Genomic DNA, 13,111 nt, shown 5'->3' on the forward strand with positions numbered 1-13,111 from the left:
GTAAAGGGAGAACAATTTATGATTATTGCATTAAACCATCAAGATAAACAAACGGCTGAAAAAATTCAGCAAATTCAACAAGCTGCTTACCGTGTAGAAGCAGAGCTTATGGGTTTTTTTGGAATTCCGCAGCTTCGAGAAACGATTTGTGAAATTCAAAACAGCACTGAGTTGTTTATTGGGTATAACGAAGAGCAATTGCGAGGAGTTCTTTCTTATAAAGTAGAAGAAGGAGTAATCGATATCCACCGATTGGTAGTCGATTCTGCTCACTTTCGGAAAGGAATTGGTCGAGAATTATTAAGTGAAGTGCTAAAAAAATATCGTACGCATGACGTTAAAGTCAGTACTGGCTCAGCTAATCATCCAGCGATTTCTCTGTACAAGCTGTTCGGCTTTCAGGAGATAGGCGTGATTGAAGTAGCTCCGGATATTTACTGTACACAACTGTATTTGAATAATTAATAAAATAAGAGCTTGAGGTGTATTTATGAAACTAGATGATATTGATCGAAAAATACTAGCATTACTAACGGGCAATGGCCGCATGTCATATGTGGATATTGGCAAAGAACTTAACTTATCGCGAGTGGCGATTCGAGAAAGAGTGCATCAGCTTACAGAAGCGGGAGTTATTGAAAGTTTTACAGTGGTCATTAACAGTGAAAAAGTAGGCAAAAAAGTATCTGGATTTTTTGAAGTAGATTGCGAGCCGGCTTCGCTCGTAAAAGTAGCTCAAGCTTTAGCGGACAACCCAAGCGTTGCCAGCTGCTACCAAATGACCGGACCATCGACACTTCATATGCATGTACTAGTTGATGATTTTATCGACCTAGAAAAATTTATAAACGAAGAAATGTATGCACTCGAAGGCATTACAAGAGTAGAGAGTCATATTCTACTTCGCCGCTTCAAGAGCCGTACAGGGATGAAATTATAAAAGTCTACAGCTGAAAAGCTGTGGGCTTTTATTTTTTTGTGAATATAATCGAAAATAAATTATTGGCAGTTCGAAATGTACAAAAAGTTAGATGAAATATAATAAATGGAACTTTGTGTAAGTGAAATGATGAAAAATTCATACTTTTGTAAAAAGAGTGTATCTTTTTTTTAATATATCCTTTATAATCGAAATTATCAAAAAATAATCATTTAGTAAGCCAAATTTAAAAAATGCTTAACAAATGATTTAGGGGGTGTATTGTTGATATCTTTAATCATACGTCGAGCTTTGCAATTACTATTCTTGTTAGTAGGTATTTCTTTTCTTGTGTTTTCTTCGATGTATATCGCACCAGGGGACCCGGCATCTGTTATTGGAGGACCTACAGCGACCGAATCAGATATTACTGCGATTCGAGACAATTTGGGATTAAATGATCCTTTCCTTACACAATATGCAAGGTACGTAGGAAATGCTGTACAAGGTGACTTTGGTTATTCGTACCAGACTAGTCAACCAGTTGCTGATGCCATTATGATCCGGTTTCCTAATACGTTGAAGTTAGCCATTGCCAGTATGATAGTTGCTGTGATTCTTGGAGTTATTACGGGATTGGTTTCTGCATTAAAACAAAATTCGCTTTTAGATGTCTCGGCAACTACTTTTGCTCTTGCAGGGATTTCCATTCCGAATTTTTGGCTAGGGGCATTATTGATTTTAGTGTTTTCTGTAAATCTTCAATGGCTACCTGTAGGAGGAATGTCGAATCCGTTTTATACAATTGACGGTATTAAAGAATTGATATTACCAGCAATTACACTAGGAACCGGATCGGCGGCTATGATTGCTCGAATGACTCGTTCCTCGATGTTAGAAGTAATTCGCGCTGATTACGTTCGAACTGCGCGTGCAAAAGGTGTGAAAGAAAAAAATGTCATTTGGATTCATACATTAAAAAATGCCATGATTCCCATCATTACTGTAATTGGTTTGAACTTCGGACTATTACTAGGTGGCACGATTATTACAGAAAAAGTATTTGCGATTAATGGCGTTGGCCGATTAATGATTGATGCTATTGCTGCTCGAGACTTTCCAATGGTACAAGGTTCAGTCTTACTTGTTGCCACGTTATTCGTACTAGTCAATTTAATCGTGGATATCGTTTATACGTACATAGATCCACGCATCAAGTATGAATAGAGAGGAGGAGAAGCTATGACAACAGCAGAAACACTCGAGCTAAAGCCGAAGAAAAGAGAAAAATATTATGTAACGACGCTCAAACGTTTGTTTAAGAACAAGTTAGCCGTTATTGGACTAGTGATTGTAATTCTTCAAATTCTAATCGCGATTTTCGCTCCATTTATTACCATTCATGATCCCATCAGGCAAAACTTAGCGAATAGTGAAATGCCAGTTTTTAGTGAAGGGCATTGGTTGGGAACAGACAATTACGGACGTGATGTTTGGAGTCGGATCGTTTACGGTGCACGGATTTCCCTTGTTGTAGGAAGTGTAGCTGTCACGTTAGGGCTTGTAGGAGGAATTATTTTAGGAATGCTGGCAGGTTATTATCGTAAATTAGATGCCATTATCATGCGTTTTGTGGACTTGCTATTTTCGTTTCCAGGCATCTTGCTCGCTATGTTAATCATAGCGATTCTTGGCACTAGCCTAGTAAATGTAGCAATCGCTATCAGCATTTGGTCCATTCCGACATGTGCTCGAATTGTAAGAGGGTCCGTTTTGTCTATAAAAGAAAAGGAATACATCATGGCCATGCGATCAATGGGTGCATCTGATTTGCGCATCATGGTTCGACACATTTTACCAAACGTTTCGGCACCAATTATCGTATTCGCTACTATGCGAATGGCGACCGCAATTTTATCGACAGCTGCTCTCAGTTATTTAGGGCTCGGTGCTCAGCCGCCCACTCCTGAATGGGGAGCAATGATTTCACAGGGACAAGATTTCATGTGGTCTTCACCACATTTGACGATCGTTCCCGGAATTGCAATCATGTTGACGGTTTTTGCTTTTAACGTACTCGGGGATGGTCTTCGAGATGCGCTTGATCCAAATATGGATTTACAACAATAAAACATACAGGGGGATTTTTTAATGAATAAAAAATGGTTATTTTTAGTAATGTTAATAGGCTTACTTATCTTAGGCGCGTGTTCGGAAAGTACAATTCCTGAAGGGACAGAAAGCGGAGGAAGTTCAAGTTCTTCTGAAGCAGGAGACCAAGAAATTATTTACGCTTCGACAACAGACGCTGTAGGATTATCTCCAACCATGACGAATGATTCAGTGTCTTCAAGTGTCATGTCTCAGATCTATGAAAATTTGTTTGAGCGTAATCCAGAAACAATGGAGATTGAACCAAAACTCGCAGAATCCTATGAAAACCCTGATGAACTAACGTGGGTGATTAAGTTGAAAGAAGGAATCGAATTTCAAGATGGTACGCCTTTTAATGCAGAAGCAGTAAAATACACATTTGAAAAACTAATTGACCCAGCGACTGCAGCACCGCGTGCATCGTTACTAGAACCAATTGATACAGTAACGGCAGTTGATGAAACAACAGTCGAAATAAAAACAAAATACCCATACGGACCTTTGTTGGCCGCTTTGTCTCATTCAAATGCGGCAATCATTTCTCCAACAGCTGACGAAGCACAGGACTTGATGCAAAATCCAGTGGGCACGGGACCATTTAAATTTGAAAGCTGGAATCAAGGCGACCAAGTAGTATTAGTAAAAAATGAAGACTATTGGGATGGTGCACCAACACTTGATAAAGTGACGTATAAAGTTGTTCCTGAAGTGTCAACAGCAATTTCTATGTTGCAAACGGGTGAAGTAAACTTCATTGATGCATTGCCTTCAGAACAACTATCACGTGTGGAATCATTAGAAAATGTTGAAGTAACGAAAAAAGATGGTACGCCTGTATATTACCTAACATTTAATCACTCACAAGAACGTAACGAAAATCCAGATTTCCGAAAAGCAGTAGCAAGCGCAATCAACCGGGATGCCTTTGTTGAAAAATTGAATGGACTCGGCGTAAGAAGTAACAGCGTTCTTGGGCCTCAAGTTTTCGGTTACGATGAGTCAGCTGACGAAGCAGGAACTGCATATGATCCAGAAGCAGCTAAGCAATTGGTAGAAGAAAATGGGTTTGGTGACGAGCCAATCAAATTACTAGCGGCTAACCGAGATAATTTTATTCTTATGGCAGAAATCGTTCAAGCACAATTAACAGAAGCTGGATTTAATGTGGAAATTGAAACAATGGAATGGGCAACATTCCTTGATACAGCAAGAGCGGGAGAATATGATTTAACTTTCTTAAGCTGGTCTAACGTAACAAGTGACGGTTCTGAAATGCTTTATCCTAACTTCCACTCAGACAACGTAGGAGCTTCAAACCGAGCGCAATACAGTAATCCAGAATTCGATAAACTTGTTGAAGCATCACGCACAACCGTAGACCAAGATGAACGCAAGCAATTTTTAGATGAAGCGAACCAGTTAATGTTAGATGAAGATGCGGTCGTTGTGATGTATCACGGTGTCGTAACTGCAGCTACAGATGCATCGATTAAAGGACTTGAATTAGATCCGAACGGCCAATGGTTCTTACAAAATGTAACAAGAGAGTAGGGAAAGTATGGCAGAGACATTACTTGAAGTGAAAAATCTAGTAACATCTTTTCGTACAGGAGAAGGTTCATTACAAGCGGTGAGAGATGTCTCTTTTCATGTAGATAAAGGAGAAACTTTGTGCATCGTTGGAGAATCTGGTTGCGGAAAAAGTATAACCTCTTTATCTGTAATGAGGCTTCTTCCTTCCAACGGTTCGATTGAAAATGGAGAGATTTTATTTAATGGAGAGTCTCTTCAAAAGCTTTCACCCGAGAAAATGCGACGCATTCGAGGGAATAAGATGTCGATGATTTTTCAGGAACCTATGACTGCTTTGAATCCGGTACTGACCATCGGTTATCAATTACGGGAACCTTTGCTCTTACATCATAAGTTATCTAAAAAAGAAGCGAGTAAACAAAGCATTGAATTGCTTAGGCAAGTAGGGATTCCCAATCCAGATAATAGGTTAAACCAATATCCGCATGAGTTAAGCGGAGGGATGAGGCAACGTGTCATGATTGCCATGGCACTCGCTTGCCACCCGAGCTTGTTGATAGCCGACGAACCAACAACTGCTTTAGACGTAACAATTCAAGCGCAAATTTTAGACTTAATTAAAGACTTGAAAGACAAATTGGATATGGGAGTTTTGATGATTACGCATGATATGGGCGTTGTCGCAGAAGTAGCCGATCGAGTTATGGTCATGTATGCAGGTAAAAAAATTGAAGAAGGACCTGTGCGTGAAATTTTTGAGAATCCTCAACATCCCTATACAATTGGGTTGTTAAATTCTGTACCAAATGTAGACGATCCCGAATTCGAGTTAGAACCGATTCCTGGAAATATGCCTGGTCTAAATGATGAGATATCCGGCTGTCGCTTCCATCCACGTTGTAAGTTTGCAATGGATAAATGCAAAACAGACGTGCCTCCAGAATTCCGTGCAGGAAAAGGACATTATGCGAGCTGCTGGCTAGCTGATAAGGAGGCTGAAACGGTTGACAACAATCCAAGAAAAATCACCCTTAAAGTCTGATATACTCTTAGAGTTAAATAGCGTAAAAAAATACTTTCCAATTAAAGGTGGCTTGCTAAAACGAGTTACTGGAAATGTGAAAGCAGTGGAATCTGTTTCTTTAAAGCTCTACAAAGGGGAAAGTCTTGGCGTAGTTGGAGAATCAGGGTGTGGTAAATCTACGCTTGGCAGAACGATTTTAGGGCTCGAAGAATTAACGGATGGAAAAATTTATTTTAATGAGCAGGAAATTCAAGATTTAAAACGAAAAGAGAAGAAGAAGTTTGTTAAAGAAATGCAAATGATTTTCCAGGATCCTTATGCATCTTTAAATCCGCGACAACGGGTGGGACATGCGTTAGATGAAGTTTTTAAAATGCATACGGATATGTCGTTAAAAGAAAGAAGAGATTCGGTAGAAGACTTACTAAAAGAAGTAGGCTTGAAACCTGAACATTATGATCGCTATCCACATGAATTTAGTGGTGGTCAACGTCAACGAATTGGAATTGCGCGGGCAATCGCGTTAAATCCTCAGTTTATTATTTGTGATGAAGCTGTATCTGCACTAGACGTTTCTGTACAAGCACAAATTTTAAAACTGTTGAAAACATTGCAGGAAAAGTATAAGCTGTCGTATTTATTTATCTCACATGATTTGGGCGTGGTACGCTACTTTTGTGACCGAGTACTCGTAATGTATTTAGGGAATACAGTAGAGATGAGTACGGTTTCTGAAATTTTTAACAAACCGCTTCATCCGTATACGCAAGCATTATTGTCTGCAATCCCAAGGCCAACAGTGAATGCTAAAAAAGAACGTGTACGTTTAGTTGGGGATATGCCAAACCCTGCAAATCCGCCTTCGGGCTGTGCTTTTCATACGAGATGTCCTATCGCACAAGAGATTTGCAAAGTGGATCGACCCGCATTTATCGAACACGAAAAAGATCATTTTGCAGCTTGCCATTTTGCCGGATAACGAAAAAGCCGAATGCGGAAGCGGTTCCGCATTCGGCTTTTATACTGACAGGAGGAATTGTAATGGATTATTTGCACAACCCGTTTGCAGCACAAAGGCAAACCGTATTTTCAAAAAAAGGAATGGTGGCGACTTCGCAACCATTAGCTGCACAAGCTGGCATTGAAGTAATGCAAAATGGAGGTAATGCTATTGATGCGGCGATTGCCACTGCTGCCGCATTAACTGTAGTTGAACCTACTTCAAACGGCATTGGCGGAGATGCCTTTGCCTTAGTATGGGTCAAGGACAAGCTGCACGGCTTGAACAGCTCCGGTCCTGCACCTAAAAGTATTTCTCCGGAAGCAGTTAAAGCACTTGGCTTTGAAAAAATGCCAACGCACGGCTTAGTACCTGTGACAGTTCCAGGAGTGCCAGCTGCTTGGGCTGAGCTATCGAAGAAATTCGGTAAGTTATCACTTGCAGAAGCCTTGAAGCCTGCGATTCGTTATGCCGAGGAAGGCTATCCGTTAACACCAATTCTCGGGAAGTATTGGCAAGCAGCTTATGCCAAATACAAAGATTCATTTACAAGTGAAGAATATCAAGGGTGGTTTGATACATTTGCACCAAATGGTCGAGCACCTGAAATTGGTGAGATGTGGTCTTCTCCTGGTCATGCTAAAACATTAATTGAAATTGGCCAAACCGATGCACGCTCTTTTTATGAAGGTGCCATTGCAGATAAAATTGATCGCTTTATGAAAAAACACGAAGGATTTTTAGCAAAAGAAGATTTAGAGGCATTTGAACCACAATGGGTAGAGCCGGTTTCAACCGATTACCGAGGATATAAAGTTTGGGAGATTCCACCGAACGGACAAGGCATGGTCGCATTAATGGCCTTAAACATTTTCAAAGAACTCAACCAACCTAAATGGCAATCTGCGGAAACGTATCATGAGCAAATTGAAGCGATGAAACTTGCGTTTACAGATGGCAAAGCGTTTATTACAGAACCAGAAAACATGCCTGTCAGCACAGAGCATTTGCTCTCAGAAGAATATGCAGCAGCACGTGCCAAAACAATTGGTGAAAAAGCATCTGACCCAGAACCATATGAATTGCCAAAAGGCGGAACCGTTTATTTATCAGCAGCAGATGAAGAAGGCAATATGATCTCTTATATTCAAAGTAATTACATGGGCTTTGGTTCAGGAATTGTCATTCCAGGAACCGGCATTGGTCTGCAAAACCGTGGAGCGGACTTTTCATTAGATCCAGAGCATCCCAATGTATTAGCTGGAGGGAAACGAACATTCCATACGATTATTCCAGGATTCCTAACAAAAGACGGTAAAGCTGTTGGACCATTTGGTGTTATGGGTGGTTATATGCAGCCACAAGGGCATTTCCAAGTGGTAACCAACACCATTGATTATCTACTGAATCCACAGGCGGCGCTCGATGCACCAAGATGGCAATGGATGGAAGGGAAAACGGTTTTAGTAGAACCAGACTTCCCGAATTATTTAGCGCAAGCATTATCCCGAAAAGGTCATCAAATTCAAGTAGCGACAGATGGTGGAAGTTTTGGGCGAGGTCAAATTATTTGGCGCAATCCTGAAACAGGTGTATTGGCCGGAGGCACTGAATCGCGTACGGATGGTTCGGTGGCTGTTTGGTAGGCCTCAAGAAAGTGGGGGAAGAGCAAATGGGAAGTTCTAAGCTGAAAATCAATAAAGACTTATTTTTAGCATTTTTCCGTGTGGGTCTTCTGGGATTCGGCGGTGGACCTGCTGCGATTCCGCTTTTTCACCGCGAAGCCGTCGTCAATTATGAATGGATGACAGAAGATGAATTCGGAGATACCTTAGCTTTAGGAAATACAATGCCAGGACCTATTGCCACTAAAATGGCAGGTTATATTGGTTATCGTGTGAACGGTGTAATTGGCTGTATTGTTGCGCTTATTGCTACAGTTGTTCCTACTGTTATCTTAATGATTATCTTATTGGGTATTTTACAAAAATATAAAAATCTCGAATGGGTCAATAGCATGTCTGCGGCTGTAGTACCAGTTGTTGGAGTCATGCTTGCTATTATGACATGGGACTTTTTCCAAAAGTCAGGTAAGTCTTTAGGTATGGGTCGCGCCATAGCGTTTACAGCGATTGCTGTTGTCTTACTAGAATTATTAAATATTCATCCAGCAATTGTCATTTTAGGAATTTTAATCGTTTCCTTAACTTCCTTCAAAAAAGGAGGTAGATCTAAATGATTTACTGGTACCTCTTTTTAGCATTTTTTATTCCAGGTATATTGGGGTACGGAGGTGGACCGGCTTCAATTCCGCTTGTGGAAAAAGAAGTGGTGGATCGTTACAGTTGGATGACAACGCAAGAATTTGGAGAAGTGCTTGCGTTAGGAAATGCTTTGCCAGGTCCAATTGCGACCAAAATGGCAGGCTATATCGGTTATGCAGAAGGTGGAATACTCGGAGCAAGTGTAGCTTTATTTGCCTCTGTCGCGCCGTCTCTTATTTTAATGGTGTTATTAATGGTGACGCTTTTAAAATACAAGGATTCCCCGAAAGTAAAAAACATCACCAAACTGGTTCGCCCAGTTATTGCAGTATTACTTGGTGCAATGACATTTCAGTTTTTTATGACTTCTATTGATAGCTCAGGCACGATACAAACGATTGTATTAGTTGTTCTCAGCTATTGGTTATTGGAAATCAGAAAAGTACATCCAGCACTAGTCATTTTAATGGCACTCGTTTATGGTGCGATATCGGGTATTGTGTAAACCAATAAAGAGATCTATCTAAGGCCATCCGAATGTCGGGTGGCCTTTCTATTTTATAAAGCATGTAAGCAAAGTTATTTACTTTTAATTCGAGATGGTATATTGTAGATAACGAGGATAGTTATTGTCCGTAATTGAAAGAGGGTGATTTGGGTGCATATGAAACCAGGTGTAGAGCAATCGGTATATGCAGTGTTGTTATTAAATATGCTTCCGGAGAAAGCAGTTCTTCCGGGTGAAGCAATTAGTCAGCAGTTAGGAACTTCTCCAACATATTTTCAAAAATTATTAAGAAAACTGGTCAGTGCAGGCTTGATCACATCTGTACCAGGTGTCAAAGGCGGATTTAAACTTAAAAAAAAACCAGAAGATATTAATGTATTTGATATATATGTGGCCATTGAAGGTCAGCAATCGCTTTATTCACCGAGTGGGGTATTGAGTGATTTATTGGAACTCGAAGAATCTGAACGCTGCTGTTTATTAACTGAGTTAATGGTAGAAGCTGAAAGCGCATGGCGCTCTCGCATGGAACAAGAAACAATCGAATCTCTTTCACAAAAAATGAAAGAACAGAGATTTCAAAAGAAAGCGACCGAATTAGCCGATTGGCTAGAACAAAAACTAGTCACTTAACAGAAAAGAGGAATTAGGATGATAGATATTTTACCGCGTATTAACCAATTAGCAAAAAAAGCTCGTCAAGAAGGACTGACAAATGCCGAAACAGTAGAGCGCCAAGTATTACGCGAAGATTATTTACGCGCAATTCGTGGACAAGTCGAGTCGACTGTTACGAGCATGAAAGTCATTGACCCACTTGGGGATGATGTTACACCTGACAAAGTACGAATGAAAAAACAAGCAATCTAAACACAGGAAGCTCAAATAGAGAAGGGAAGAACGATATGAACGATTATTTAGTAAGAGCTTTAGCTTATGATGGACAAGTGCGCGCTTACGCCGCACGGACAACAGAAACAGTTGCCGAAGCGCAACGACGCCATTACACATGGCCAACTGCCTCTGCGGCATTAGGCCGATCAATGACAGCAAGCGTCATGTTAGGCGCGATGATGAAGGGCGAAGAAAAATTAACGATCCGTATAAATGGCGGTGGCCCTATCGGCACGATTTTAGTAGATGCGAATGCTAAAGGAGAAGTTCGAGGATATGTAAGCAATCCGTTAACTCACTTTGATTTAAATGAACAGGGCAAATTAGATGTTAGAAGAGCAGTTGGAACAGAAGGAACTTTAGCGGTTTCAAAAGACATTGGATTGCTACAACCGTTTGTTGGACAAGTTCCTATAGTGTCAGGTGAATTAGGTGATGATTTTACGCATTATATTACGACGTCTGAACAAATACCGTCTTCTGTGGGCGTAGGTGTTATTGTGAATCCGGATAATACGATTCAAGCTTCGGGTGGATTTATCATTCAATTATTGCCTGGCACGGAAGAAAGTATCATTGAAGACATTGAAGCCCGTCTAAAAGTGATTCCGACGATTTCGAATATGGTACGCCAAGGGTTGACACCTGAAGATATTTTAACCGAAGTATTAGGTGCAGGTAATGTTAAAGTATTAGACGAAATACCGGTTAAGTTTCAATGTCAATGTTCAAGAGATCGTATTTCGAATGCAATCCAAGGACTTGGAGCAGCGGAAATCGAAGATATGATTGTGACAGATGGTAAAGCAGAAGCACAATGCCATTTCTGCAATGAAAACTATTTATTCTCTAAAGAAAATCTACAGGATATGTTGAAAACAGAAGCATAATAATCGCAAAAGGATCATGGCTTAGGTGCCATGGTCTTTTTTCATTGGAAGCGAAAAAGATATGTGTTAGTATTGTCTTTAATTCGAGATAAGATTATGGAAGATTAAATAGGAAATTAAACAAAAAACGTAATTTGGAGGTAATCGAAGAATGAAACATCTTTTTCAAAAAGGAACGAATCCAGCAAAACCGACTCTTCTCATGTTACATGGAACAGGTGGAAACGAAACAGATTTGTTAGCGATCGCTTCCCATATTGATCCGGAGGCTTCTGTGCTGAGTGTTCGGGGAAACGTATCAGAAAATGGGATGCCACGTTTTTTCAAGCGGTTATCAGAAGGCGTTTTTGATATGGAAGATTTAAAGATGCGTACAGGAGAGTTATATGAATACATTGGACAAGCTGCTAAAGAATATAATTTTGACCGTAATAATGTAATCGCAATTGGATATTCGAATGGTGCGAACATCGCAGCTAATTTGTTGTTCACGTATTCAGATTCCTTAAAAGGAGCGATTTTGCATCATCCAATGGTTCCAAATCGTGATGCTGATTTACCTGATTTAACAAACATTCCAGTATTTATTGCGGCCGGCACTAACGATCCAATATGTCCTGCAGAAGAATCAACCGACCTGGAAAAACTACTAACAGGAGCGGGTGCAAAAGTTCAATTACACTGGGAAGATTTTGGACATCAATTAACAATGCCCGAAGTAGAGGCAGCAAAAGAGTGGTACGACAAGCTATAAGATGAACCTTCCTTGAGTAATTGGGGAAGGTTTTATAATTACATACGAACTTTTGACAAAGATAGCACTTTTCATTCATGATAAGGAAAAGAAAACTTAGGAGGGATGTCATGCAAACTAACCCGCGGATTCAAGAACAATTAGAAGCTTGGGTGGAAGGAAATAGAGGCCATGCCATATTAGGAACTACCGCTCAATATATACCCGCACTCGGAAAAGAAGACCCGAGTCAGCTTGGAATTTGTATGCTCGACGACAATGGAAATTATTATTGCGCAGGGGATACTGATAAAGAGTTTACGTTACAGAGTATTTCAAAAGCATTGACGTTTATTGCGTTGAGTTGTAATTATGGTTTGGATTTTGTGTTAGAGCGTGTCGATGTAGAGCCAACTGGCGAAGCGTTTAATTCAATCGTTCCATTTGAAATTCATCGCCCCAACAAACCATTTAACCCCTTTATCAATGCAGGAGCTATCACCATTTCAGCGTTATTGCCAGGGCAAACCAGCCAAAAAAAATATGAATTTCTTCTGCACTTTCTAGAAAATCTAGTGGGTCATCCCCTTGAACTTGATAAAGAAGTATACGATTCTGAATGGGCATCTTCACATCGTAACCGAGCTTTAGCGTATTACTTGAAAGAAGCTAAATTCCTGGAAATTGAAGTAGAAGAAGCGCTTGATATTTACATTCGTCAATGTGCCATCAAAGTGAGTACAAAAGATTTAGCTTTAATAGGGTTAATTATTGCGTATGACGGATACAATCCAATTACGAAGGTCAAACATTTTTCTGATGAAATTGCCCAAGTTGCGAAAGTGTTAATGGTCACTTGCGGCATGTATAACTCTTCAGGGAATTTTGCAGCGCATGTTGGAATTCCAGCAAAAAGTGGTGTGTCAGGCGGAATTATGGCGGCAGTTCCACCAAAGCTCCATTCGCAAACGTATGAGTTTCGTGCAGGAGCGGGCATTGGTGTATACGGTCCAGCGATCGACGTACAAGGAAACAGTGCAGCAGGTACAATGATGTTGCGACAAATTTCAAAAGAATGGGATTTAAGTATCTTTTAATCTAACCCCGTAGGCTTTAAGTAGCCTACGGGGAATTTTTTTTTTAGGAAACGGAGAAATGGGTTTATAAAATTCAAACCGGGTAATAGGAGAAT

At 40.3% G+C, this 13,111-nt stretch carries 15 protein-coding genes; all 15 read left to right on the top strand.

The features are described 5' to 3' along the window. Nucleotides 1-18: 18 nt before the first annotated feature. A complete protein-coding gene (locus MLE13_RS06960; protein ID WP_240748916.1) occupies nt 19-465 on the top strand; it encodes a GNAT family N-acetyltransferase in 447 nt (148 codons plus the stop codon). A gap of 25 nt (nt 466-490) precedes the next feature. After that, nucleotides 491-940: an Lrp/AsnC family transcriptional regulator gene (locus tag MLE13_RS06965; protein ID WP_008498462.1), complete on the top strand. Its 450-nt coding sequence runs from the start codon at nt 491-493 to the stop codon at nt 938-940. A 264-nt stretch (nt 941-1,204) separates the two neighbouring features. Further along, nucleotides 1,205-2,146: an ABC transporter permease gene (locus tag MLE13_RS06970; RefSeq protein WP_240748918.1), complete on the top strand. Its 942-nt coding sequence runs from the start codon at nt 1,205-1,207 to the stop codon at nt 2,144-2,146. A 15-nt stretch (nt 2,147-2,161) separates the two neighbouring features. After that, nucleotides 2,162-3,049, top strand: a complete 888-nt coding sequence (locus tag MLE13_RS06975) for an ABC transporter permease (protein ID WP_008498464.1) — start codon at nt 2,162-2,164, stop codon at nt 3,047-3,049. 21 nt (nt 3,050-3,070) lie between these two features. Beyond that, a complete protein-coding gene (locus MLE13_RS06980; protein WP_240748920.1) occupies nt 3,071-4,624 on the top strand; it encodes a glutathione ABC transporter substrate-binding protein in 1,554 nt (517 codons plus the stop codon). A gap of 7 nt (nt 4,625-4,631) precedes the next feature. Further along, a complete protein-coding gene (locus MLE13_RS06985; RefSeq protein ID WP_240748922.1) occupies nt 4,632-5,648 on the top strand; it encodes an ABC transporter ATP-binding protein in 1,017 nt (338 codons plus the stop codon). Next, nucleotides 5,611-6,609 (top strand): ABC transporter ATP-binding protein, encoded by a 999-nt coding sequence (locus MLE13_RS06990; RefSeq protein ID WP_240748924.1) that lies wholly within the window; start codon nt 5,611-5,613, stop codon nt 6,607-6,609. Before MLE13_RS06985 ends, MLE13_RS06990 begins: the two co-directional genes overlap by 38 nt. A 62-nt stretch (nt 6,610-6,671) precedes the next feature. Further along, a complete protein-coding gene (locus tag MLE13_RS06995; protein ID WP_240748926.1) occupies nt 6,672-8,276 on the top strand; it encodes a gamma-glutamyltransferase family protein in 1,605 nt (534 codons plus the stop codon). Between the two features lie 26 nt (nt 8,277-8,302). Then, complete coding sequence (locus tag MLE13_RS07000; protein WP_240748928.1) at nt 8,303-8,869, top strand: chromate transporter; 567 nt, start codon at nt 8,303-8,305, stop codon at nt 8,867-8,869. After that, nucleotides 8,866-9,399 (top strand): chromate transporter, encoded by a 534-nt coding sequence (locus MLE13_RS07005; protein WP_240748929.1) that lies wholly within the window; start codon nt 8,866-8,868, stop codon nt 9,397-9,399. Before MLE13_RS07000 ends, MLE13_RS07005 begins: the two co-directional genes overlap by 4 nt. A 153-nt stretch (nt 9,400-9,552) precedes the next feature. Next, nucleotides 9,553-10,035: an RrF2 family transcriptional regulator gene (locus tag MLE13_RS07010; protein ID WP_240748930.1), complete on the top strand. Its 483-nt coding sequence runs from the start codon at nt 9,553-9,555 to the stop codon at nt 10,033-10,035. A gap of 18 nt (nt 10,036-10,053) precedes the next feature. Continuing rightward, complete coding sequence (locus tag MLE13_RS07015) at nt 10,054-10,272, top strand: DUF896 domain-containing protein (RefSeq protein WP_240748932.1); 219 nt, start codon at nt 10,054-10,056, stop codon at nt 10,270-10,272. 35 nt (nt 10,273-10,307) lie between these two features. Next, entirely contained in the window at nt 10,308-11,186 is an 879-nt protein-coding gene (gene hslO / locus MLE13_RS07020; RefSeq protein ID WP_240748934.1) for an Hsp33 family molecular chaperone HslO, read from the top strand. Nucleotides 11,187-11,337: 151 nt separating this feature from the next. Continuing rightward, nucleotides 11,338-11,940 (top strand): alpha/beta hydrolase, encoded by a 603-nt coding sequence (locus MLE13_RS07025; RefSeq protein ID WP_240748936.1) that lies wholly within the window; start codon nt 11,338-11,340, stop codon nt 11,938-11,940. A 110-nt stretch (nt 11,941-12,050) separates the two neighbouring features. After that, complete coding sequence (glsA, locus tag MLE13_RS07030; RefSeq protein WP_240748937.1) at nt 12,051-13,016, top strand: glutaminase A; 966 nt, start codon at nt 12,051-12,053, stop codon at nt 13,014-13,016. Nucleotides 13,017-13,111: the final 95 nt, after the last annotated feature.

This window comes from Planococcus halocryophilus, assembly GCF_022489025.1.
In the GTDB taxonomy this organism is placed as follows: Bacteria; Bacillota; Bacilli; order Bacillales_A; family Planococcaceae; genus Planococcus; species Planococcus halocryophilus_A.